The 23921-nt window shown below is 65.5% G+C and carries 15 protein-coding genes; 9 read left to right on the top strand and 6 right to left on the bottom strand.

Features of this window, described 5'->3' with window-relative positions; genetic code table 11:
- Positions 1-81 precede the first annotated feature (81 nt).
- The 4 genes from BRAO375_RS11635 to BRAO375_RS11620 all read right to left on the bottom strand — a co-directional run bounded on the left by BRAO375_RS11635 (position 82) and on the right by BRAO375_RS11620 (position 6468).
- Positions 82-2133 carry an acyltransferase family protein gene (locus BRAO375_RS11635; RefSeq protein WP_009027668.1) on the bottom strand — a complete coding sequence of 684 codons (2052 nt, stop codon included), beginning with the start codon at positions 2131-2133 and terminating at the stop codon, positions 82-84.
- A 159-nt stretch (positions 2134-2292) separates the two neighbouring features.
- Positions 2293-3858, bottom strand: a complete 1566-nt coding sequence (locus tag BRAO375_RS11630) for a TIGR04372 family glycosyltransferase (RefSeq protein ID WP_244423167.1) — start codon at positions 3856-3858, stop codon at positions 2293-2295.
- Positions 3859-4088: 230 nt separating this feature from the next.
- Positions 4089-6131 (bottom strand): acyltransferase family protein, encoded by a 2043-nt coding sequence (locus BRAO375_RS11625; RefSeq protein WP_009027666.1) that lies wholly within the window; start codon positions 6129-6131, stop codon positions 4089-4091.
- A 10-nt stretch (positions 6132-6141) separates the two neighbouring features.
- Positions 6142-6468, bottom strand: a complete 327-nt coding sequence (locus tag BRAO375_RS11620; protein ID WP_035640022.1) for a hypothetical protein — start codon at positions 6466-6468, stop codon at positions 6142-6144.
- A 71-nt stretch (positions 6469-6539) separates the two neighbouring features.
- On the opposite strand from BRAO375_RS11620, the gene asnB reads away from it, so the two are divergent.
- Complete coding sequence (gene asnB / locus BRAO375_RS11615; RefSeq protein ID WP_009027664.1) at positions 6540-8507, top strand: asparagine synthase (glutamine-hydrolyzing); 1968 nt, start codon at positions 6540-6542, stop codon at positions 8505-8507.
- Positions 8508-8513: 6 nt separating this feature from the next.
- Here asnB and BRAO375_RS11610 read toward each other — a convergent pair whose 3' ends face one another.
- Positions 8514-9476 (bottom strand): lysylphosphatidylglycerol synthase transmembrane domain-containing protein, encoded by a 963-nt coding sequence (locus tag BRAO375_RS11610; protein WP_009027663.1) that lies wholly within the window; start codon positions 9474-9476, stop codon positions 8514-8516.
- 197 nt (positions 9477-9673) lie between these two features.
- On the opposite strand from BRAO375_RS11610, the gene BRAO375_RS11605 reads away from it, so the two are divergent.
- From BRAO375_RS11605 to BRAO375_RS11580, 6 genes are all read left to right on the top strand, one after another.
- The gene (locus BRAO375_RS11605) at positions 9674-10957 is read left to right on the top strand and encodes a nucleotide sugar dehydrogenase (protein ID WP_009027662.1); all 1284 of its coding nucleotides are present in this window, start codon (positions 9674-9676) and stop codon (positions 10955-10957) included.
- A 10-nt stretch (positions 10958-10967) separates the two neighbouring features.
- Positions 10968-11984 (top strand): NAD-dependent epimerase, encoded by a 1017-nt coding sequence (locus BRAO375_RS11600; RefSeq protein ID WP_009027661.1) that lies wholly within the window; start codon positions 10968-10970, stop codon positions 11982-11984.
- Positions 11985-11996: 12 nt separating this feature from the next.
- Positions 11997-13409 (top strand): mannose-1-phosphate guanylyltransferase/mannose-6-phosphate isomerase, encoded by a 1413-nt coding sequence (locus tag BRAO375_RS11595; protein WP_009027660.1) that lies wholly within the window; start codon positions 11997-11999, stop codon positions 13407-13409.
- A gap of 69 nt (positions 13410-13478) precedes the next feature.
- Positions 13479-15698, top strand: a complete 2220-nt coding sequence (locus tag BRAO375_RS11590) for an O-linked N-acetylglucosamine transferase, SPINDLY family protein (RefSeq protein WP_009027659.1) — start codon at positions 13479-13481, stop codon at positions 15696-15698.
- 96 nt (positions 15699-15794) lie between these two features.
- Complete coding sequence (locus BRAO375_RS11585) at positions 15795-18014, top strand: tetratricopeptide repeat protein (RefSeq protein ID WP_009027658.1); 2220 nt, start codon at positions 15795-15797, stop codon at positions 18012-18014.
- A gap of 84 nt (positions 18015-18098) precedes the next feature.
- Positions 18099-20318, top strand: coding sequence for an O-linked N-acetylglucosamine transferase, SPINDLY family protein (locus BRAO375_RS11580; RefSeq protein WP_035640019.1), 2220 nt, complete (start codon positions 18099-18101; stop codon positions 20316-20318).
- A 9-nt stretch (positions 20319-20327) separates the two neighbouring features.
- Here the strand turns inward: BRAO375_RS11580 and BRAO375_RS11575 are convergent, their stop codons facing one another.
- Positions 20328-21041, bottom strand: a complete 714-nt coding sequence (locus BRAO375_RS11575; protein ID WP_009027656.1) for a DUF1223 domain-containing protein — start codon at positions 21039-21041, stop codon at positions 20328-20330.
- A 344-nt stretch (positions 21042-21385) separates the two neighbouring features.
- Between BRAO375_RS11575 and BRAO375_RS11570 the strand changes: the two genes are divergently transcribed.
- Complete coding sequence (locus BRAO375_RS11570) at positions 21386-22393, top strand: Gfo/Idh/MocA family protein (protein WP_009027655.1); 1008 nt, start codon at positions 21386-21388, stop codon at positions 22391-22393.
- 49 nt (positions 22394-22442) lie between these two features.
- Positions 22443-23594: a DegT/DnrJ/EryC1/StrS family aminotransferase gene (locus tag BRAO375_RS11565; RefSeq protein WP_009027654.1), complete on the top strand. Its 1152-nt coding sequence runs from the start codon at positions 22443-22445 to the stop codon at positions 23592-23594.
- Positions 23595-23921 lie beyond the last annotated feature (327 nt).

Here is a 23921-nt window from a genome sequence, read left to right as displayed (position 1 = left end):
TGCCAATTCGTCTTCCGGCCGATGAACTCGAGACGTTCGACCGCGGACGGCCAATGCTCCCCGGCAGTGATCGGAGCGAGCTCATTTCATGGCAGCCGCGGTATCCCCCGTGGTTTGAGCAGTGCGATCTTGGGCCAGGAGTCGCAGGATCAAGGGGGTCAATGTCGTCTGGGCAAAATAGATTGAAGCCCGCGGTCGCAGGTGCTGATGATCGAACACGACGAGCCCCTCGTAGACGTCGTCTCCGACGTAAGCAAGGCAACCCTCGTTGTTGCAGAATGTATCGAACGTGTGGACGAACTCGAACGGCTCGTTTGCAGAAAGGCTGGCGCGGAAGTCCTGATCGAACTTTACGTGTCGTGGATCGAGGAAGCCGGTGGTGCGGCGAGGTATCTCCGGCCAATACCGGCGCAAGATGATCTTGTAGAGAAACGCGCGGTAGTGAGGGACGAGGCCCATGACAATGACGTGCTTCACGCCGTAGCTCTTCAACGTCGCTGTCATGCTTCGTGCAAACTCGACCTCAAGCGGTGTGGTTGCTGCCATGATGACAATGTCGGGGGTCCGTTCGCGGGCGACCTTCAAGGCGAAAGAGTTCGCCTTGTCGCATCTTTCCTGGTTGGCATTCGCCTCGTTGGGGTACCTCGCGCGGCAGCCGGATCCGAAAACAAGAAGCGGGGTGATGTCAGCCGGCAACGTCTGCTGAAGCCCGTGAAGGTAATGCGCTGCGTGCGAGTCGCCCCACAGCATGACTGACTTCGTTCCGGTCTTGATGTAGCACTCCGGAGCGATCTCGGGTCGAGGAACCAGGGTCGGCAGGCTGCTCTTGTAGTTGTAGAAGTTGCACTTGTTCTGCGAGATCTGCTCACGTTCCTCGACGAATTTGGATCCGTCGTAGGCGAGAGCGTCAAAGTAGTCCGCGAATTGCTGGCGGTCCTTCAGCCGCCAGCTGAATCCGCCATTTGCGAAGTTGACCGCACCAAATACGCCGACGGCGACCATTGCCGCCAGGAGGCCGCCGGTCACGGCGGCGGGGCGCCCGGTTGTCCGGATCGGACGTTCGACGATCAAATAGGTGAGCCAAGCGAGCAGCACGCTGAGCGCTACGATAGCGAGCGCCAATGGAAGCGGCGGCGATTGTTGGTCGCGGATGTAGGCAAACGAGAGTAGCGGCCAGTGCCAGAGATAGAGAGGATAGCTGATCAGGCCAAACCAGACCATGACCCGGTTGCCGAGCAGATTTCTGTTGATCCAGGTCGTCGGCCCGGCGGCGATCAGCAACGTCGCGCCAAGTGTAGGCGTCAGGGCCGACCAGCTGGGGAAACGATCTGCGCGCACATCCATGATCGCGTAGGCGACGAGGATGAACCCCAAGATGGACGCAAAGGTCCGAAGCTGCTCGACTCGTATGCGCGGTCCGGACGAGCTGAAGAGGATAGGGGTCAGCGCTGCGGCGATGCGCTCCCCAACATCACGCTTCGGATCCGAGCCGGCCTGCAAGGTCATGAGGGCGAGAAGCCCGCCCATGAAGAGTTCCCAGCTTCGGGTCAGCGGCGAATAGAATGCCGCGGTCGCATTGTATCTGACGAGGTCGGTGCAGACCAGGAATGAGAGGAGCAGACCAGCCAGGGTCAGGGTGATGAGGTTCAGTCGGAGCCGTATCGCCAACCACAAGATCGCGGGGCAGAACAGATAATATTGCTCCTCGATGCCCAATGACCAGAGATGGAGAAACGGCTTGGCCGATGCTGTGACATCGAAATAGTTTGCTTCGCTCCAGAAGACGAGATTCGAAACGAATGAGCTGCCTGCCAGGGCATGCTTTCCCAGCATCCAGTACTCGTCGGGGAAAAGCATCACCCAGCCGGCCGCAAGGCAAGCCGTCATGACGATTGCGAGCGCTGGAAAAAGCCGCCGAATGCGCCGACCATAGAACTCAGCAAAGCTGAACTTGCCTTGCTCCATGTTCTTCATGATGATCGAAGTGATCAAGAAGCCGGAAATCACGAAAAAAATGTCGACTCCGACGAAACCTCCGACGGGTTTATGCGGTGTCGCATGGAAGAAAACGACGGACAGTACGGCAACGGCGCGAAGTCCATCGATGTCACGCCGGTGATCCAGATGTTGCATGCTTACTCGCCCCTACCTGCGTACGCTACCGAAGGTCTATACACGTCGCAAGCTTCGTTCTGCTCGCCTTTTTGAGAGTGCTATTCGGCTTTTTCACGCGGGGTCCCAGTGCAGGTTGTAAGCTCGATCGTTTCGCGTTGTGGGGGCGTGTCATCCGCTTCAGGCCGGGTCCAGTAGCTCCGGGCTGTGCTTGTCAAGAAAATGACGGCTCGGTAGCGACGCCCCATAGAAGCCTGGGTTCGTCAGCGACGCGCACCAGCGTTCGATCAGCGGCGACGGATGCCGCTGTCCGCGCGCGAGCTCCTCGACCTCTTTCACGGTCTCGAGGATCTCGTCGGCGCTGTTGTCGCTCAGTGCAAGGCCGGCCTTTGCCAGGGATTCGTGTGTGGGAAATGCCCAGCGCCAGCGATCCGAGGTCTGATCGCGCTGGCTCAACAGCCTTCCTTCGGACGTCCGGATCGGCTTCAGCGCGAAACGGGTTCGTTCGGTCCACAGCAGGCCGATCGAACTGATGCAGTTGACGAGCGCCGAAGGTACGTCGAAGCTGGTGGCGACGTAGGCGAAGCCGGATGTGGTGCCGATGAAGAGGCGCGCGTTGCGGACCAGATGCAGATCCATCAGCGGCGATCGCGCATCGGAGCGCGCATAGTCGATCACGCGGGTCATCTTCGGCAGTGGGGGGACGTTCGGTCCGCCCATCCGCACCACCCAGCCGCCCTGGGCCGTGATATGGTTGATCGCCTCGAAATAGTTCGCGAGGCCGGCGTTGCGTACGGTCTCTCCGACCCCGCTGCGTTCGCCGCGTGTCGCCGCGTCGCGCATATGAAGGCAGACGTACCACTCGCCATCGGCCATGCCGAAGCTCCGCCGGAACGCCGCCATTCGGGAGGCGGCCTCGTCCGAATGCTGGAATTTCCGATCATAGGCGTCCAGCATGGGGTAGCCCAGCCCGCGGTCCGACCATTCCTTGAGGGCGACGGCGCCCCAGTCGTTCCAATAGCCGACGGCACGTTCCCCTGAGCCCCAGAGCTGGTGCGAGACGCCGAAATACTTGGTCAGTGCGCAGAGCTCGGCCCAGACGGCCGTGCTCAACCCGTCCTCGAGGACGAGGGTCGGACAGCGTTCCTGCAGGAGCTCGAAGTAATAGCGGTTGGCGATCTTGTCCGTCTCGGTCGCCAGCAGGGGCGAGCCGCTCCACCAGCCCATGTCCCGCATCCTCAAGTGGACGTCGAGATGGCCCATATGCCCAATCAGCGCCGACCAGTCGGGCGATATCAGCTTGAGATCGTTGAACTCGATCTGACGCGCCTCGAGAATCTCGGCGAGCTGCTTTGACGGGCGAGGGAGATCGCGGCTGAGCTTGGCCTGCAGCTGCAATGAGCGCGCGCCCAGCCGTGGGACCTGCTCGCCGCGGCCGTCGTGATAGACGAGCAGAAGCAGCTTTCGGAGCGCGAAGAACAGCCATCCGCCGACCCGGCTGCGCTCGTGCGACTCAAGGTCGTCCAGACGTCCGATCGCCTCCTCAAGGGAGCGATCGCTCTCGTAGATCGAGTCGTCGGGGACGGCCGCCCTGTAATGCTCCTGGGCGAGCTTGCCGTGAAACTCGAAGTGGCGGAGGATGCGGCCCGTTGCCTCGCGATATGGCGTGGTATTGCCGAGCGCACGGCCGGTGCCATATTCCACGATGTCACAGACCGCGCCGTCGATCACGGCGCTGTCGAGCATGAAGCGGGCGGTCTCGGACAGGCCCGGGACACGGGTCAGAAGATTGCAGATCGTCCGATAGCGCGGCGATGGCAGCGTGAAGAACTGATCCAGGCCCTTGTTTCCCGTCGTCGATCGCCAGATCAGGAAAACCAGCGTGCTGACGAGATAGGGGCATTTTCCGAACACGAACTGCGCGATGCGAAGCTTGTAGGTGGCGCCACGGGATGCGCCGGGGAACAAAACGGAGGTCATTGAGCCGGTTTTTCTGGGGCGCGGATGCCGTTCTTGAAAATCTGGGACTTCATGGCCCGCGCGAGATAGGTCGATCCCGGTACGGTCAGATGCCCGGTGTCGAAGGCTGTCAGGTCGCCGGGAGCATCCCCCACGCGCGTGAGGCAGCCGGACTGATTGCACATGATGTCGAGGGGAGAGATGAACTCGACTTTCAATCGCGCCGCGATGGACTTCAGCTTTTCGTTCTGGTCCTGACTAGGGAACAAGCGGAAAGTCGTCCGTTCCGGCAACAGCGGATGTGTCGGATCCTTGAGGTAGTAGTCGACCAGGTTCTGCGGCAGGCTCCGGCCGCGCCACGACGGAACGAGGCCGACGATGATGATCCGTTGCACGCCCGCCTCCCGGATCCTGCTCACGGTCCGCTGCAGCATCGGCTCGACGCTGGTCAGGTCCACCATCCAGGTGGAGTGCAGCAGCACGATGTCCGGCTTGAGGTCGTCGATCTTTCGGACCACCTCCTCATTGGCGCCAGTGCAGAATGGACGTAATGGCTGGACGAAGCCGAGCGCTGGCGGGCAGGCGCTCGCGGTGAGCTCCGCAAGACCGAACTCGGCCTCGCGCTGCAAGGCCTTCATGCCGGGATAAAGCGCAGCGGCGTAGGAGTCGCCCCACAGCAGCACCAACGGCCGGCGACGGTCCGCCGTACACTCCGCCCCGAACTGGCTGGCGTCCTGATCGGGCAGAAGAAGGCAGCTTCCGCGGCGCCAGTGTGCCGATGTCTCATCGCCGCGGTTCGCTGCAACATAGGCCCGGACCTTCTCCGGCAGACGGCTTTCGAAGCCGTCGCCCCAAACGGCCACACCCCCGGCGACCGCGATCAGAGCCATGGACCCGGCGAGCGCAACGATCCGCTTGCGGCCGAACGGCTGAAAGCGGATGGGCGATTCCACGAAACGATAGGTCAGCCACGCCAACACGATGCTGGCTGCGCCGATCGCAAGCAGCATGGGCGGACGGAGAACGTCATCGCTGGTGAGCCGCGCATAGGCGACCAGGGGATAGTGCCAGAGATACAGCGGATAACTGATCAGGCCGATGAAGACGAAGGGCCGGCTGGCCAGCACCCGGCGATTGAACAGAGAACCGGGAGCGGAAATCAGGAGCACGGCTCCGATCACCGGCAGCAGCGCAGCGTAGCCCGGGAAGGGCAAGCGGCTCGTGAGGCTGAATGCGGCCACCAGGATCAGGATGACACCGAGCGAGGCCCGAATGTCGCTCGCGACTCCCGGCAGGTCGCTCCTGCGGGCAGGGTCCCAGACCATCGCGGAGAGCGCGCGATCAATCCGATCATGGGCAGCGATCAACGCCGGCTTTTGCAGCAGCTGGCCAACAAACACGATTCCAGCACCTGCCGCGAGCTCCCAGGCGCGGGACAGTGGAAAGTAGAAGGCCCAGTCCGGATGCTTGTAAACGATCGCGACGTTGAGAATGAAAGAGGCTACGAAGATGATGCTGACGAGCGTCGTCAGATTGAGTCTGGACCGATAGGCGGCGGCCAGTATCAGCGGCCAGCCGATGTAGAACTGCTCCTCGACTCCCAGCGACCAGAGATGCAACAGCGGCTTGTTCTCGGCGGCGATGTCGAAATATCCGATCTGCTTCAGCAGCACGAGATTGGCCGAGAACGTCGCGCCGCCGAACGTCGTCTGCCCCAGCGACACGAGCTCCTCGGGAGAGAGCACCACGCATCCGATCGCGAAAGTGACCGCGAGCACCGTGACGAGCGCCGGGAAGATCCGTCGAATGCGCCGCTGATAGAACGTCAGGATGCTGTAGTTTCCGAGCTGCAGGCTCGAATACAGGATGGAGGTGATCAGATAGCCGGAGATCACGAAGAAGATGTCGACGCCAATGAACCCGCCGCGCACCGCCTTCGGAAACAGGTGATAGATCAGGACCAGCATCACGGCGATGCAGCGCAGCCCGTCGATGTCCGGTCGGTAGCTCGTATCGATGCTGACGTCGGTGCGCTTCGTTGTCTGATCGATCGGTCTCATCGTCGGGCCTTCACGCAAGAACTGTCTCTACGGCCGCGCCGAATACGAAGACCGGATTGGTCAGCCCGATCGCCGCCACTGGAACTTCATCTTCGAGGCAGGACGACAACGAGGCCATGGAGTCCACTTCGATGCCCAGGATTCGCGAGCCGCGGTGCATGCAGACAGAATCGAACTTCGGAATCGGAGCACGCGTGACCACGAGACCCGGGCGGTCTGTTCTGATTTCCACCTCCCAATAATGTATTTTTTCGGGGCGCGATAGTTGGCTCTCTTCGTCGATATTGTATTTTCGCAACGGTCGTGCAAAACCTCTGCCGCGGAAGCCGATGGCCATCGGTTGATCGGTGCGACAGAGCTGGGCTTCGTCAGCTTTGCACGCTTCAGGAATCCGGGAACGATCCAATCATGTGCGGCATTGCCGGTCTTTTCAGTCCCGGCGGCGCCGATGAGGGCCGGCTGACCGGCACGGTCGCGCGGATGACGACGGCTCTCGTTCATCGGGGCCCGGATGCGTCGGGCACATGGACAGATGCGCGGCATGGCACCGCCCTCGGGCAGCGCCGTCTTGCGATTCTCGATCTTTCCGAGGCGGGCGCGCAGCCGATGCACAGCGCTTGCGGGCGCTACACGATCACGTTCAATGGCGAGATCTACAACCATCTCGATATTCGGGTCGAGTTGGAATCTTGCGGCGCCGCGCCGAACTGGCGCGGCCATTCCGACACCGAGACGCTGCTGGCCGCTATCCGGCAATGGGGTGTCGAGCCGGCGCTGCAGCGCCTGATCGGCATGTTCGCCTTTGCTCTGTGGGATGCCGAGACGCGGCAACTGACGCTGGCCCGCGACCGCTTCGGCGAGAAGCCGCTGTTCTACGGCTGGAGCGGCGGCGATCTGGTGTTCGGCTCCGAGCTGAAGGCGCTGGCAGCCCATCCTGATTGGGCGCCGTCGCTCGACCGCGCGGCGCTCACGGCGTTCATGCGCTATTCCTACGTGCCCGCGCCGGCCACGATCTGGACGGGGGTGCGCAAGCTGCCCGCGGCCTCGTTCGTGAGCTTCTCCACCGACGTCGCGCCAGGAAGCTGGCCCGCGCCCCGACCGTACTGGTCGCTGCGCGACCGCGTCGTCGCCGGCCAGCACGAACGGATCGGCAGCGAGCAGGAGGCCATCGCGAGCCTCGAGCGACTGCTGTCCGTGGCCGTCAAGCGGCAGTGCCTGTCGGACGTGCCGCTCGGCGCATTCCTATCCGGCGGCGTCGATTCCTCGACCATCGTGGCGCTCATGCAGGCGCAGGCGAGCCAGCCGGTGCGGACCTTCAGCATCGGCTTCAGCGAAGGCGGCTACAACGAGGCCGAGGATGCGCGCCGGGTTGCGCAGCATCTCGGCACCGACCATACCGAGCTCTATGTCGATGCGCAGACCGCGCTGGATGTCGTACCGAAGCTGCCGCGGATCTATGACGAGCCGTTCGCCGATTCTTCGCAAATCCCGACGCATCTGGTGGCGCAGCTGGCGCGCCGGCACGTCACCGTTGCGCTGTCGGGCGACGCCGGCGACGAGCTGTTCGGGGGCTACAACAGGCATGTCTGGGGCGGGGCGCTGCAGGCCCGCCTCGGCCGCCTGCCGATGCCGCTGCGCCGGACCATCGGCGCTGTTCTCGGCGCAATCGCGCCGCAGCCGGCCGACACGATTCTCAACGCGCTGCAGCCCGTGCTGCCGGCGCGCCTCAAGGTCCGGCATGCCGGCGATCAGGTGGCCAAGCTCGGCCGCATCATCGCTGCAGATGGCTTTGATGGTCTGTACCGTGCGCTGTGCTCGATCGATCAGGATCCGGCCGGAACGGTCGTCGACGGCGAGGAGCAGTCGGGCTGGGCCGCAAACGAGATGCGACAGCTGACGTGTAGGCTCGATCCGCTTGACCGGATGACGCTGGCCGACTCGCTGAGCTATCTCAGCGACGACATCCTGCAGAAGGTCGATCGAGCGGCGATGGCGGTGGCGCTGGAGACGCGCGTGCCTTTCCTCGACAAGGACGTCGTCGAGTTCGCAGCGCGGGTTCCGCCTGGTATGAAGGTGCGCGATGGACGCGGCAAATGGCTGGTGCGGCAGGTGCTGTATCGCCATGTGCCAGCCGAGATGATCGACCGGCCAAAGACCGGCTTCAGCATTCCCCTGGATGCGTGGCTGCGCGGGCCGCTGAAATCATGGGCTGCGGACCTGCTGTCACCGGCGCGTCTGAAGCGGCAGGGCCTGTTCGATCCGGCGCGGGTGACGCGCATGTTCGACGAGCATCTCAGCCGCCGGCACAATCATTCCTATTGGCTGTGGAACGTGCTGATGGCCGAGGCCTGGCACGACGAATGGGCGCGGGCGTAAAGCTGCTCAGTCCTCGACCGTGGCGGGAACCGCCATCTTGCCCTGGCCCTTCTCGGCACTGAGAATCCAGACGAGGCCGCCCATGCCGCCGACGATGAAGTAGACGGCGCCGAACAGGATCGACACCACCGTGCCGTCAGCCGGCGCCAGCCCGGCGTAACCGAATGCCACCATCATCGTCGCCTCGCGCACTCCCCAGCCGGCGATCGAGATCGGCAGCATCGTGATCAGCATGATCGGCGGTGTCAGCAGGAACAACTGCTCGAATGCGGCGGGGGCTGCGATCGAGCGCACGGCGCACCAGGCGATGACCACGGCGAGCACATGAATCGAGAGCGACAGCACGGCGATCTTGGCGGCCGTGGTCGGGCCGAAGATCACCTTGTTGGCGATCACCGAGCACGCGTAGACGTGACGCGTTGGCCACCACGCCTTCATCCATTTCGCCGGCAGGTAGCCCATCACGAGAAAGCCGACGCCGGCGGCCAAGGCTGCGACATCGACCAGCACCAATGCGAGGCGGCCATGCTCGTCGGCGATCATGCCATAGCTCCACGGTAGGCTCGCCACGATGATCAGCGCCAGCGCAATGAAGCCGACGGCGCGGTCGGTCAGGATCGAGTAGCTCGCGGCGCGCCAGCCGGCGCCGGTGCGGCCGATCAGCCACAGCCGGACCGCGTCGCCGCCGATCGAGGAGGGCAGGGTCTGGTTGAAGAACGCGCCGATCATGTTGTAGCGGAACGCCGTGAGGTCGGTCAGCGGCGCACCGCACAGTGCCGATATCTCGCGCCAGCGGAGCGCGCCAATGAAGATCTGAACCAGCGTGATGCCGACGGCCAGCACGATCCAGCCGATGCTGATCTGGCTCAGCCGTTCGCGGATCGCCGCGAAATTGATTCCGCGCAGCGCCAGATACAGCAGGGCGAGCGACACCACGATCCGAAGGAGGAGAATCAAAAACGCACGCATGCGAGGGTCGGCTTCGCTCTTGGTTGAAGGGGCCCAAGCCGAGTGCGAAGACGCGCAACTCCCCGTCCTGGCGGACCGGACCTCAGACGGGGTCCGCGCCGTGGCGGCGGCCGACCCCTTGCGGTCCTGACGCCCCGGTGGCTAAACAGTCGCAGGGATGGCGTCAATGGCCTCCGAAACGACCGGAATATCAATTTATGTCTCATGGCCGGAAGATCGCGGTGATAGGCCTTGGTTACGTCGGCCTGCCGGTCGCCGCTGCGTTCGCGCGCGCCGGCTGCCCGGTGATCGGATTCGACATCGACGCTGGTCGAGTCGCCGAGCTGAGGGACGGCAAGGACCGCACCTGGGAGGTGGAAGCGGCCGATCTCAAACGATCCGGTCTGCGCTTCACCAGCGACCCCGCCGAGATGGCCGATGCCGATTTCTTCATCGTCACCGTTCCCACCCCGATCGACAGCGCCCGTCGCCCCGATCTGAGCGCGATGCTCGCGGCCACGCGGACCGTCGGGGCGGTGCTGAAGCGCGGCGATATCGTGGTCTATGAGTCCACGGTCTATCCGGGCGCCGTCGAGGAGGACTGCGTTCCGCTGCTGGAAAGCGGCTCGGGGTTGGAGGCGGGCCACGAATTCAACGTCGGCTATTCGCCCGAGCGCATCAATCCTGGCGACAAGACGCATCGGTTCGAGACGATCACCAAGGTCGTGTCGGCACAGAATCCGCAGACGCTGCAGATCGTCGCGGACGTCTACGGATCGGTGGTCGAGGCCGGAATTCATCGCGCGCCGTCGATCAAGGTCGCCGAGGCGGCCAAGGTGATCGAGAACACCCAGCGCGACCTGAACATCGCCTTCATGAACGAGCTGTCGCTGATTTTCCAGGCGCTGGAGATCGACACGGGCGACGTGCTCGCGGCCGCCGCGACCAAGTGGAACTTTCTGCCGTTCACGCCCGGCCTCGTCGGCGGCCACTGCATCGGCGTCGATCCCTATTACCTGACCTATCGCGCCGAGAAGGCCGGCTATCATCCCGAGGTGATCCTCGCAGGGCGTCGCATCAACGACGAGATGGGCCGGCGCATCGCGCGCGAATGCATTCGCGGGCTATTGAAGCGCAAGGGCCGCAGCGGCGTGGTCACGATCCTCGGCATGACCTTCAAGGAGAACGTGCCGGACATCCGCAATTCCCGGGTGATCGACATCATCAGCGAATTGCAGTCGTTCGGCATCGAGGTGCAGGTCGTCGATCCCCTGGCGGATGGCGCGGCGGTGCACGAGGAGTACGGCATCGGCCTGACCGCGGTCGAGGCGTTGCGTCCAGCCGACGCTGTCGTGCTGGCCGTTTCGCACGATCAGTTCCTCGCCGGCGGCTGGCCGCTCGTGCAGGGCCTGCTGCGCGAGGGGAGCGGCCTCGTGCTCGACGTCAAGATGAAGCTCGACCGCGCGAGCAAACCCGGCGCCATCGAGCTGTGGCGGCCCTGACGGAGCGACCATGGCAAACCATCCCATCCTCGTCACCGGCGCAGCCGGCTTCATCGGCTTCCACCTGACGCAGCAGCTCCTCGCCGAGGGTCGTCAGGTCGTCGGCATCGACAACATCAATTCCTACTATGATCCGAAGCTGAAGGAGGCGCGGCTCGCGCTGCTGGCCGCGCAGCCAGGCTTCACGTTCCACAAGCTCGATCTCGTCGACCGCGCCGGCATCAAGGCGCTGTTCGGCGCGCACCGCTTTCCCGCCGTGGTGCATCTCGCCGCACAAGCGGGCGTGCGCTACTCGCTGGAGAATCCGCACGCCTATGTCGACGCCAATCTCGAGGGCTTCATCAACGTGCTCGAGGGCTGCCGGCACAATGGCTGCGAGCATCTGCTGTTCGCCTCTTCGTCGTCGGTCTATGGCGCCAATACCAAGCTGCCGTTCTCGGTCAAGGACAACGTCGACCATCCGATCAGCCTCTATGCCGCGAGCAAGAAGGCCAACGAGCTGATGGCCCATTCCTACAGCCATCTGTACCGGTTGCCGGCCACCGGCCTGCGCTTCTTTACCGTCTACGGTCCCTGGGGCCGGCCCGACATGGCGATGTTCATCTTTGCCAAGGCCATTCTCGCCGGACAGCCGGTCCGGCTGTTCAATCATGGCCAGATGCGGCGTGATTTTACCTATGTCGACGACATCGTGCAGGCGATCGTGCGGTTGATCGGCCGTCCGCCACAGGGAAACCCTGATTGGAACGGAAACAAGCCGGATCCTTCCAGCAGCCGGGCCCCATGGCGGATTTACAATATCGGCAACAATCATCCCGAGCAGCTGACCGACGTGATAACGCTGCTGGAGAAGGAGTTCGGGCGGCCGGCCATCAAGGAGATGCTGCCGATGCAGCCCGGAGACGTCGAGGCGACCTATGCTGACGTCAGCGATCTCGAGCGCGATATCGGCTTCCGGCCGGCCACCTCGATCGCCGACGGCATTCAACGTTTTGCGAGATGGTACCGCGAGTATCACGGGATTTGACAGGTTGATTTCATGACCGGACGCATCATTCCTCTCATCATGTGCGGCGGCGCCGGGACCCGGCTGTGGCCAGCCTCGCGCGAGGTCCGGCCGAAGCAGTTCCTGCCGCTGTTCGGCGCCCGCTCGACTTTCCAGGACACGCTGCTGCGCGTCTCCGACGCCGATCTGTTCGCGCGTCCGATCATCATCACCAATGCCGCCTATCGCTTCATGGTGCTGGAGCAATTGGCCGAGATCGGGATCGAGGCCGACGTGCTGCTCGAGCCGATGCGGCGCGATTCCGGACCTGCGATCGCCGCCGGCGCCGCCTTCGCGCAATCGCGCGATTCCGATGCCGTGGTGCTGGCGCTCGCCGCCGACCACGTCGTGCGTGACACGACAGCCTTCCTCGCCGCCTGCCGCGCCGGCCTTGCCGCGGCCGAGGCCGGCCGTATCGTGACTTTCGGCGTCAATCCGGAGCGCGCGGCCACCGAATACGGCTACATCAGCCCGGGCGCGCTGGTCTCCGGCGAGGTGCGGGCCGTGGCCAAATTCGTCGAGAAGCCGGATCAGCCCACCGCCGAGCGCTACATCCGCGAGGGCTATCTCTGGAACAGCGGTAACTTCATGTTCCGCGCGTCCGTGCTGCTGGACGAGTACCGCAAATACGACGCCGCTTCCGTGCAGACGGTGACCGATGCCGTCACCAAGGCCGGCCGCGACCTCAGCTTCATCATCCTGGACTCCGACACCTTCGCGGCAGCCAAGCCGATCTCGATCGACTATGCCGTCATGGAGAAGACCGAGCGGGCCGCCGTGGCTCCGGTCTCCTGCGGCTGGTCCGATGTCGGCTCCTGGCACGCCGTCTGGGAATTGTCGGACAAGGACGCGCAGGGCAATGCCGCGCGGGGCGCGGCCGTGTTCGAGGATTCCCGCAACTGCAACGTCGTCACCGACAAGGCGCTGGTCGCGCTCGAAGGCGTCGACGATCTGGTCGTGGTGGCCGCGCAGGATGCCGTTCTGGTGTCCCGCCAGCGCGATGCCAACGGGCTGAAGCGGCTGGTCGCCAAGCTCAAGACGGTGGCGCCGGAGGTCACCGAGGCCCACATCAAGGTGCACCGGCCCTGGGGCAGCTATCAGTCGGTCGACAATGGCGAGCGCCACCAGGTCAAGCGCATCATCGTCAAGCCAGGCCAGCGGTTGTCGCTACAGAAGCACTATCACCGCTCCGAGCACTGGATCGTGGTGCGCGGCGCGGCGCGGGTCACCATCAACGAGACTGTCCAGACCGTGCACGAGAACGAATCGATCTACATCCCGATGGGCGCGGTGCACCGGCTCGAGAACCCGGGCAAGATCCTGCTGGAGCTGATCGAGGTCCAGACCGGATCCTATCTCGGCGAGGACGACATCATCCGCATCGAGGACGATTACCGCCGCGAGTAGGGCGGGCTCTCCCCGCGAATCACGCGAGCCGTGCTAGATAGCGCCGGAGTCCTCCGCCGGAGCGCATCCTTGCAAAGCACGATCGGATCGCGCGCGTTCCAGAACGCGCGCCTGCAGAAGAAGAACCGCAAGCAGGCCGACGGCCTGCTGCCGAAGGCCGTCGAGGCCTATCGCGCCGGCCGGCATGCCGATGCCCAGGCGGTGTGCGGGCAGGTTCTTGCGCTGGTGCCGGACCATTTCGAGGCGCTGCATCTGCTCGGCGCCTCGGCGCTGGACAGCGGCCGGCTCGATCTCGCCGAGCAGGCGCTGACCCGGGCCGTCGCGCTCGAGCCGCGCAATGCCGAGGCGCAGGCCAATCTCGGCCTCGTCCTGTTCAGCATGAAGCGCTACGAGGAGGCCCGCGCGGCCCAGGAGCGCGCCATCGCGCTGAAGCCGAACTTCGCCACGGCGCTGACCAGCCTCGGCAACACGCTGATGAACATGCAGCTGTTCGCGCCGGCGATCGAGATGCATGACCGCGCCATTGCGCTGAAGCCGGATTTCGCTGACGCCTACTGCAACCGGGGCATGACGCAGCTGCTGCTTCAGCGCAACGAAGAGGCCAAACAGAGTTTCGACCGCGCCTTGGCGCTGGCGCCGCGCCACATGCAGGCCACCTTCGGCAAGGGGCTCGTCAGCGTCAATCTGCGCCACCTCGAGCAGGCGCTCGCGGCCTTCAACGCGGCGCTCGCGATCAAGCCGGGCATGACGGCGGTCGTCGCGCAGCGCGGCCGGCTGTACGTGCAGATGGGACGGTTCGAGGCGGCCGAGGCCGACTTCGATGCGGCGCTCGCCGTCGATCCCGGCCTGGAGACCGCTTTGCTCGGCAAGGCGCATGTCTGCGTGCTGACCGAGCGGATCGCACCCGCGATGCTCGCCTGCAAGCGGGTGCTCGAGCAGAACCCGGCATCGGAGGTGGCGCTGATCTGGCTCGGGGCCTGCCTGGCGAAGCAGGGCGATACGGCTGGGGCCATCCAGCATTTTGACCGCGCGCTCGAGATCAAGCCGGATTTCGAAGACGCGATCCTCAAGAAGATCTTCGCGCTGGATTTCTATCCCGGCGCCGACGTCGCGGTGCATCAGGCGGTCAGGCGCGAATGGTGGGAGCGGATCGGCGCGCGCATTCCGCGGCGCCAGCTCGGCGCGGTCGATCGCGATCCCGACCGCCGCATCACGCTCGGTTACGTGTCGTCCGACTTCCGCAGCCATTCCGCCGCGCTGACCTTCCTGCCTGTGCTGCGCCATCACGACCACGATGCATTCAAGGTCGTCTGCTACTCGTGCTCGCCGCAAGTCGATTCGGTCACCGATCAATGCAAGGCGGCGGCCGACGTCTGGGTCGATGCCACGCAGTTGTCCGACGATGAACTGGCCGATCGCATCCAGGCCGATCAGGTCGATATTCTCGTCGACCTGTCCGGCCATTCGGCCGGCAACCGCCTGACGGTGTTCGCGCGCAAGCCGGCGCCGATCCAGGTCACCGCCTGGGGCAATGCCACCGGCACCGGCCTGCCGACCATGGACTATTTCTTCGCCGATCCGGTCGCGGTGCCCCATGCCGTCCGGCCACTGTTTGCCGAGCAGGTCTACGACCTGCCGGCGCTGATCACGACGGACCCGCTGCCCGACGCCACGCCGACGCCGCTTCCGATGCTGCGCAACGGCCATGTCACTTTCGGGGTCTTCAACCGCATCGACAAGATCTCCGATCAGGTCCTCGACGTCTGGACGGCGCTGCTGCGCGCGCTCCCGTCCGCGCGCATCGTGATCAAGAACGGCGCGCTCGACGATGCATTCCTGCGCGATGGGCTGATTGCCCGGTTCACGGCGCAAGGCATCGAGGAGGGCCGGCTGACATGTCTCGGCTCGTCGACGCGGCAGGAGCATATTGCAGCCTTCGCCGGGATCGACATCTCGCTCGACCCATTCCCGCAGAATGGCGGTGTCAGCACGTGGGAGTCGCTGCAGGCCGGTGTGCCCGTCGTGGCCAAGCTCGGCAACAGCGCTGCATCGCGCGCCGGCGGCGCGATCGTCAAGGCGATCGGCCTCGACGACTGGGTCGCCGAGGACGATGACGGCTACATCGCCATTGCGCTGAAGCATGCTGCTGATCCCGCCGAGCTGGCGCGAGTCAGGGCGGAGCTGCCGACGCGGGTGGCGAATTCCGCCGCCGGCAACGTCCGGACCTACGCGCGCAAGGTCGAGGAGGGTTATCGCCAGTTCTGGCGAGCTTATTGTGCTGCCGACTGACCGCTGCAGCACGGATGGCGCAGTCCGAGTCCTGTTCCGGTTCTTCGAGTTGCGTTCAGCGAATGAGTGCTTTGCGTCAGCCCGTGGAGGCCGCTCTTGGCAAGCAATGTTGGTTCGCGTGCGTTTCAGAATGCGAGGCTCCTGAAGAAGCACCGCAAGCAGGTCGACGACCTGCTGCCGCGCGCGGTCGTAGCCTATCGCGCGGGCAAGCTGGCCGAGGCGCAGGCGATCTGCGGACAGATCCTCGCGCTCCTTCCGGAGCATTTCGATTCTCTGCATCTGCTCGGCGTCACGGCGCTCGATGGCGGCCAGCTCGATCTCGCCGAGCAGGCTCTCACCAAGGCGGTCGAGATCGAGCCGCGCCACGCCGAGGCGCTGTCCAATCTCGGCCTCGCGCTGTTCAACCGCAAGCGCTATGACGAAGCGCGCAAATGCCAGGAGCGGGCCGTTGCCTTGAAGCCCAACCTCGTGGTCGCGCAGACCGGGCTCGGCAACACGCTGATGCGCCTTGGACTGCCGGAGGAGGCGATCGCCGCGCATGACCGCGCCATCGCGCTGAAGCCGGACTATGCCGATGCCTATTGCAACCGCGGCATGGCGCTGATTCCGCTCGGCCGCAACGCCGAGGCGACCCGGAGCTTCGATCGCGCATTGTCGCTCAATCCGCGTCACATGGAGGCGATGTTCGGCAAGGGACTTGCGAGCTTCAACCTGCGTCACCTGACCGAAGCGCTCGCCGCCTTCGACGCCGCGCTCGCTATCAAGCCCGGTGCTCCGCAGGTGCTCGCCCAGCGCGGGCGGGTGCACCAGATGTCCGGCCGGTTCGATCAGGCGATGGCCGACTACGAGGCGGCGCTGGCGCACGAGCCGACGCTGGAGGTGGCGCTGCTCGGCAAGGCCCAGCTCGGGCATTTCAAGGACATCGCGTGGTCGGTCAATGCCTGCCGCAAGATCCTCGAGCAGAATCCGCGCTCCCAGGATGCCTGGCTCTGGCTTGGCATCTGCTACGCCAAGCAGGGCGAGATCGCCGAGGCGATCGCGCATTTCGATCGCGCCCTCGAGCTCAAGCCGGATTTCGCCGAGGCGATGACGGCCAAGATCTTCACGCTCGAATTCATGCCCGGCTCCGATTTCGAGCTGCATCAGGCCGTCCGGCGCGAATGGTGGGAGCGGATCGGCAGCCAGATCGCCCGGAGATCGCTGCTGCCGCGCGATCGCGATCCGGAGCGGCGTCTCACGATCGGCTACGTCTCCTCGGACTTCAGGAATCATTCCGCGGCGCTGACCTTCCTGCCTGTGCTGAAGCACGCCAGCCGCGAGGCGTTCCGGATCTGCTGCTATGCCTGCTCGCCGGTGCAGGACGCCGTGACCGCGCAATTCCAAGCCTGCGCTGATGTCTGGGTCGATGCCACGCAGATGTCCGACGACGAGCTCGCCGAATGCGTCGAGGCCGATGGCGTCGATATCCTGGTCGATCTCTCCGGCCACTCCGCCGGCAACCGGCTGCCGCTGTTTGCGCGCAAGCCGGCGCCTATTCAGGTCACCGCGTGGGGCAGCGGCACCGGCACCGGAGTGCCGATGATCGACTACTTCTTTGCTGATCCCGTGACGGTGCCCGAGGCGGCTCGCCCATTGTTCGCCGAGCAGGTCTACGACCTGCCTGCGGTGATCACCACGGAGGCGCTGCCGGGGATCACGCCGACGCCGCTGCCGATGCTGCGCAACGGCCACGTGACCTTCGGCGTCTTCAACCGGCTCGACAAGATCACCGAGCCGACACTTGCGGTCTGGGCACGGCTGATGCGACAGCTGCCGGACTCGCGCATTGTCATCAAGAACCCCTCGCTCGACGATCCCTTGCTGCGCGACCGGCTGCTGGCGCGCTTCGTCGCGCAGGGCGTGACGCAGGACCGCATCATTTGTCTCGGCCGGTCGACACGCGAGCAGCAGATCGCTCAATTTGCGCAGGTCGACATCTCGCTCGATCCGTTCCCGCAGAATGGCGGCGTCAGCACCTGGGAGTCGCTGCAGGCGGGCGTGCCCGTCGTCGCCAAGCTCGGACGCAGCGCGGCGGCGCGCGCGGCCGCGGCGATCGTCACGGCGGTCGGGCTCGACGGCTGGGTCGCCGAGGACGATGCGGGCTACATCTCGATCGCGATGACGTGGGCCGCCCAGCCAGCCGAGCTGGCGAAGCTGCGCGCGAAGCTGCCGGAACAGGTGGCCAGTTCCGCTGCCGGTAACGTCGCGACCTACGCGCGCAAGGTCGAGGAGGGCTATCGCCTGTTCTGGCGGCGCTATTGCGCGGCCTCTCGCTGAGGTCTGCCACGCCGGGCATGGCCCCATGCCGCAGTTGAGCTCATTTGCGTTCCGGTTCTGCCTATCACGCCGTGGAGGCCAATTTTGGCAAGCGACGTCGGATCCCGCGCGTTTCAGAATGCGCGACTTCAGAAGAAGCACCGAAAACAGGCGGATGAGCTGATGCCGCGCGCGGTCGCGGCCTATCGCGCCGGACGCCCGGCCGACACGCAGGTGATCTGCGGCCAGATCCTGGCGCTGCTGCCGGAGCATTTCGATGCCCTGCATTTGCTCGGCGTGGTCGCGCTCGACAGCGGCCAGCTCGATCTCGCCGAGCAGGCGCTGACCAAAGCGGTCGAGATCGAGCCGCGCCACGCCGAAGCGCTGTCCAATCTCGGCCTCGCGCTGTTCAACCGCAAACGCTACCAGGAGGCGCGCAAGTGTCAGGAGCGGGCGGTCGCGCTGAAGCCCAATCTCCTGGTCGCGCTGACGGGGCTCGGCAACACGCTGATGCGCCTGGGATTGCCCGAAGAGGCGATCGCGGCGCACGACCGGGCGATCGCACTCAAGCCCGACTACGCCGACGCCTATTGCAATCGCGGCATGGCGCTGCTGCCGCTCGGCCGCAATGTCGAGGCCGATCAGAGCTTCGACCGGGCGCTGTCGCTCAACCCGCGTCACATGGAGGCGATGTTCGGCAAAGGCCTGGCCAGCATCAATCTGCGTCATTCCGATGCCGCGCTCGCCGCGTTCGATGCCGCGCTGGCGATCCGGCCGGGCGCCGCCCAGGTGCTGGCGCAGCGTGGCCGGCTGCACCAGCAGGCCGGCCGGTTCGATCCGGCCATGGCCGACTTCCAGGCGGCGCTTGCGATCGATCCGCGGCAGGAGGTGGCGTTGATGGGCTTCGCCCAGCTCAGCGTCATCAGGGACAACATCGCGCCGGCCATGGATGCCTGCCGCAAGGTGCTGGAGCAGAACCCGCAGTCGGAGGTCGCATGGACCTGGCTCGGCGAATGCTTCTGCAAGCAGGGCGATCTCGCCACGGGCCTCGAGCACTTCGAGCGCGCGCTCGAGATCAAGCCTGACTTCGGTGATGCGATCACCGCCAAGATCTTCCTGCTCGACTTCATGCCCGACACCGACTTCGCCCGGCATCAGGCGGTCAGGCGCGAATGGTGGAGCAGGATCGGCGCAGAGATCGCGCGGCGGCCGACGCCGGTGCGCGACCGCGATCCGGAGCGGCGGCTCACCATCGGCTATGTCTCGTCCGACTTCCGGACGCATTCGGCGGCGCTGGTGTTCCTGCCGGTGCTGCGCCACCACGACCACGGGGTGTTCAAGGTCGTCTGCTATTCCTGCTCGCCGCTGCAGGACACGATGACGGTGCAGTGCCGGGCGGCGGCCGACGTCTGGGTCGATGCCTGGCAGATGTCCGACGAGGAGCTGACCGACCGGATCGAGGCCGACGGCGTCGACATCCTGGTCGATCTCTCTGGCCATTCCGCCGGCAACCGCCTGCCGGTGTTCGCGCGCAAGCCGGCGCCCATCCAGGTCACGGCCTGGGGCAGCGGCACCGGCACCGGTCTGCCGACGATGGACTACTTCTTCGCCGATCCGGTCACCGTGCCGGAGGATGTCCGTCATCTGTTCGCCGAGCAGGTCTACGACCTGCCCGCCGTGATCACCACCGATCCGCTGCAGGGATGGCAACCGACGCCGCTGCCGATGCTGCGCACCGGCACCGTCACCTTCGGCGTGTTCAACCGCATCGACAAGATCTCCAAGCCTGCGCTCGCGCTGTGGGCGCGGCTGATGGCGGCGCTGCCGGACTCGCGGATCGTCATCAAGAACGGCGCGCTCGACGATGCCCTGGTGCGCAACGCTCTGGTCGCGCGGTTCGTCGCGCATGGGATTGCCGAGGGGCGCATCACCTGCCTCGGCCTGTCGTCGCGCGACCAGCACATCGCGCAATTCGCCGAGATCGACATGTCGCTCGATCCGTTTCCGCAGAATGGCGGGGTCAGCACCTGGGAATCGCTGCAGGCCGGCGTGCCGGTGATCGCCAAGCTCGGGCGGGGCGCCGCGGCACGTGCGGCCGCGGCCATCAACACGGCGGTCGGGCTCGGCGGTTGGGTGGCCGAGGACGACGACGGCTACATCGCCATCGCGCTGAAACATGCCGCGCAGCCGGCGGAGCTCGCCAAGCTGCGCGCCGCGCTGCCGGCCATGGTCGCGCGCTCCGCGGCCGGCAACGTCGAGACCTACACGCGGAAGGTCGAGGAGGGCTATCGTCAGTTCTGGCGTCGTTACTGCGCCTCCGCCTGACCTCGGCAACTACAAGCGCGCGGCGCCGACGATGCGTCCGTCCGGGGCTTCGAGGAGCACCGCAACGTCCTCGCCCTCCGGCACCGGCTCGTTGAGCCGCAGTGCCGTGCCGCTCCAGTCGCCGAGCGCACGCACCGAGCGCACGACGTTCAATTCCTCCAGCGTGCGGCCGCCATTCTCACCGCGGCGGATGGACGTCTCATGCTGGTGATCGAAGCCGACGAGCAGCACACGCCCGCGGCCTTCGCCGCCGCCGACCTCGACCGTGAGCTTGTCGCCATTGCGCGCGAGCTTGATCGCGGCAGCCGTGATTCGCGCGCCCTTGGCCCGATCGATCGCCGGTCCCACTTCGGCCCGGTTGGAGCCGACATGACTGGTGAGACCGTCGACGACGATCTCCGGCGTGTAGGAGCCGTCGCCGAAGCGGCTGCCATAGCGGGCCTGCCGGTCGGTCGCGGCCGGCAGCGAGAACGGATCCTTCCAGCCGAGCCGGTCCCAATAGGTGACATGGAAGGCGAGCGGCAGCACGTCGCGGCGCTGGCGCACCATCTCGTTGAGATAGGCATTGGCCGGCGGGCAGGACGAGCAGCCCTGCGAGGTGAACAGCTCGATCACCACAGGACGATCCGAGGCGGCGGCGGCCGATGGCGCCCAGGGCGCGAATGAGGCAAGCAGCACGGCGAAGGAGGTGGCGCGACGAAGCAAAGCGAGGCTGGCGATCATGGGTGTTCTCCCGCGAGGTGACATGATTGCTTCGCAGGCGGGATCCACCGCGTTACCTTCTCACGCGACCGACACGCAGGCGTGAACAAGGTCATCCACTGTCTCCACCACCTGTCGTGATCGTTGAGCAGGGCCATTGCCAAACGCGAAGTACATAGCGCAGGTCCTTCAAAAGGCTCCGTTTTTCGCCTCCCTCGGATGTAACTTTCTGAATCAAATCGTGTCCTGAAAAAGGTTTCCGCGTTCGCCTCGCCTGAAGTGACATGCTAGGAGAGCTTCGACCGGCTGATTTGCAGTTCGTTAACTGTTGTGGCCAAACCGTGACATCGATGGGGTCGAGCGACATGAGTTCGAAGGGGGCGGGCCACAAGGCCGATCTGAGGCAGGCGCTGCGAGTCGGCGTGATCGGAGCCGGCGTGATGGGCAGCAACCATGCCCGCGTGCTGGCCGGACTGCCGGACGTGCACCTCGTCGGCGTCGTCGATCCGCTGCCTGCGCATCGCAGCCGAGTCACGGAGCTTGCGAACTGCCCGACTTTCGAGAGCCTCGATCAGCTTGCCGCCGAGGGCGTCGACGCCGTCACCATCGCAGCTCCCACCCATCTGCATCATGAGCTCGCGCTCGCCTGCATCGCCCGCAAGGTGCATCTCCTCGTCGAGAAGCCGATCGCCTCCACGGTCGAGGAGGGCAGGGAGATCGTCGCCGCCGCGCATCGCGCCGGCGTCACCCTGATGATCGGCCATGTCGAGCGCTTCAATCCTGCTGTCGCCGCGATCAAGAAGGCGATTGCCGGCGAGGACATCCTGTCGATCGCGATCACCCGCGTCGGCCCGTTCCCGCCGCGCATGTCGAATGTCGGCGTCGTCATCGACCTCGCCGTGCACGACATCGACCTGATCCGCTGGTTCACCGAGTCCGACATCGTCGAGGTGCAGCCGCAGCTGTCGAGCGCGGTCGCCGAGCGCGAGGACATCGCGCTGTTGCAGTTCCGCACCGCCTCCGGCGTGCTCGCCCACATCAACACCAATTGGCTGACGCCATTCAAGGCGCGCAACGTCACGGTGGCGACGCGCGGCAAGTACATCATGGGCGACCTGCTGACGCGCCAGGTCACCGAATGCTTCGGCTTCAAGCCGGACGGCAGCTACTCGATGCGGCATCTGCCGGTCGGCCATGACGAGCCCTTGCGCGCCGAGCTGATCGCCTTCCTGCACGCGGTGCGCTCCGGCACCTCGCCCGCCGTGACCGGCGACGAGGGCGTCGCCAGCCTCGCGATCGCCACGCAGTGCCTGGAGACCTCCAGCCATCGCCCGGCCGAGGCCGCCGCCGCCAAGCTGCGCGCGGCGGGCTAGTCGCATCTCTGCTGTCCCCATTTCCGTTTTCGAACATGTGTCAGAGCTCATGAACCAGCACCTGCGCCATCAGCCCATTCCGTTCATCGACACCGCCGCGCAGCGTCAGCGGCTCGGCAAGTCGCTGGATGACGCCGTCGCCCGCGTGCTCGCGCATTGCCAGTTCCTCGGCGGCCCCGAGGTGATTCAGCTCGAGAAGGAGCTGGCTGAGTTTTGCGGCGCCAAATACGCCGTGAGCTGCTCCAGCGGCACCGACGCGCTGCTGATGGTGCTGATGGCGCAGGGCATCGGCCCGGGCGATGCCGTGCTGTGCCCGTCCTTCACCTTCTGCGCCACCGGCGAGTCGGTCGCGCTGACGGGCGCCACGCCGGTGTTCGTCGATGTGCTGGAAGACACCTTCAACATCGATCCGGCCTCGCTCCGCCGTGGCATCGCCACCGCGAAGCGGCTCGGCCTGAAGCCGAAGGCGGTGATCCCGGTCGATCTGTTCGGCCAGGCCGCCGATCACGATGCGGTCGCCGCGATCGCCGCGGACGAAGGCATGTTCGTGCTCGACGACGCCGCGCAGGGTTTTGGCGCCAGCTACAAGGGCCGCCGCATCGGCACCTTCGGGCTTGCGACGGCGACCAGCTTCTATCCCGCCAAGCCGCTCGGCTGCTTCGGCGACGGCGGCGCCATCCTCACCGACGATGCCGGCCTGCTCGAGCGCCTGCGCAGCGTGCGCGCCCATGGCGGCGGCAGCGACAAATACGACAACGTCCGCCTCGGCCTCACCGCGCGGCTCGATACCATCCAGGCTGCGATCCTGATCGAGAAGCTCCGGATCTTCGAGGACGAGATCACGGCCCGCAACAAGGTTGCCGAGCGCTACACCGCGGCGCTCGCCGACGTGGTGAAGGTGCCTCGCCTCGTCGAGGGCTGCACCTCGGTGTGGGCGCAATACACCATCCGCCTGCCGCGCGGCGTCGACCGCGACACCTTCGCCGCCGCGCTGAAGGCGCAGGGCATCCCCACCGCGATCTACTATCCGAAGTCGATGCACCAGCAGACGGCGTACCGCATCTTCCCGAGCGCCGATGGCGGCCTGCCGATCAGCGAGCAGCTCTCGTCGGATGTCATCAGCCTGCCGATGCACGCCTATCTCGACGAGCCGACCCAGGCCCGCATCATCGACGTGGTGCGTGGCGCGCTGGCGGCCTGAGGCCGCCTCGCGTCGTTACCTCGCCGGTGAGCCGGCGGCGTCCTGGCAACAGCAGTCACCGCTGATCTGCCCGTCCGGCCGCTCCAACCAACACTGTCGTCCCGGCGAACGCCGGGACCCATACCCCCAGGGAGCGGCTAGGGCCACGCTGGCCGCTGGCCCTTTGCCCAATACATCCGCCACGGCGTATGGATCCCGGATCGGCGCCCGCCGCCGCTGCGCGTCGGCAGGCTTGTCCGGGACGACGGCGGGGGGGCTTCCGTCCTTCTCACCTGTGTCATTCGTGCTGACGCGGGCTCGTCATACTCCCCGTCATTGCGAGCGAAG

Source organism: Bradyrhizobium sp. ORS 375 (assembly GCF_000239775.1).
Classification (GTDB): domain Bacteria; phylum Pseudomonadota; class Alphaproteobacteria; order Rhizobiales; family Xanthobacteraceae; genus Bradyrhizobium.
Note: the sequence above shows the minus strand (reverse complement) of the source record. Positions and strands in the feature narration are given on the sequence as shown.

What these genes read in the sequence shown, in the direction of transcription:
- BRAO375_RS11635 (WP_009027668.1), bottom strand. Translation starts at nt 2,133, where the DNA reads ATGCAACATCTGGATCACCGGCGTGACATCGATGGACTTCGCGCCGTT.
- BRAO375_RS11630 (WP_244423167.1), bottom strand. Translation starts at nt 3,858, where the DNA reads ATGCTCGACAGCGCCGTGATCGACGGCGCGGTCTGTGACATCGTGGAA.
- BRAO375_RS11625 (WP_009027666.1), bottom strand. Translation starts at nt 6,131, where the DNA reads ATGAGACCGATCGATCAGACAACGAAGCGCACCGACGTCAGCATCGAT.
- BRAO375_RS11620 (WP_035640022.1), bottom strand. Translation starts at nt 6,468, where the DNA reads ATGGCCATCGGCTTCCGCGGCAGAGGTTTTGCACGACCGTTGCGAAAA.
- asnB (WP_009027664.1), top strand. Translation starts at nt 6,540, where the DNA reads ATGTGCGGCATTGCCGGTCTTTTCAGTCCCGGCGGCGCCGATGAGGGC.
- BRAO375_RS11610 (WP_009027663.1), bottom strand. Translation starts at nt 9,476, where the DNA reads ATGCGTGCGTTTTTGATTCTCCTCCTTCGGATCGTGGTGTCGCTCGCC.
- BRAO375_RS11605 (WP_009027662.1), top strand. Translation starts at nt 9,674, where the DNA reads ATGTCTCATGGCCGGAAGATCGCGGTGATAGGCCTTGGTTACGTCGGC.
- BRAO375_RS11600 (WP_009027661.1), top strand. Translation starts at nt 10,968, where the DNA reads ATGGCAAACCATCCCATCCTCGTCACCGGCGCAGCCGGCTTCATCGGC.
- BRAO375_RS11595 (WP_009027660.1), top strand. Translation starts at nt 11,997, where the DNA reads ATGACCGGACGCATCATTCCTCTCATCATGTGCGGCGGCGCCGGGACC.
- BRAO375_RS11575 (WP_009027656.1), bottom strand. Translation starts at nt 21,041, where the DNA reads ATGATCGCCAGCCTCGCTTTGCTTCGTCGCGCCACCTCCTTCGCCGTG.
- BRAO375_RS11570 (WP_009027655.1), top strand. Translation starts at nt 21,386, where the DNA reads ATGAGTTCGAAGGGGGCGGGCCACAAGGCCGATCTGAGGCAGGCGCTG.
- BRAO375_RS11565 (WP_009027654.1), top strand. Translation starts at nt 22,443, where the DNA reads ATGAACCAGCACCTGCGCCATCAGCCCATTCCGTTCATCGACACCGCC.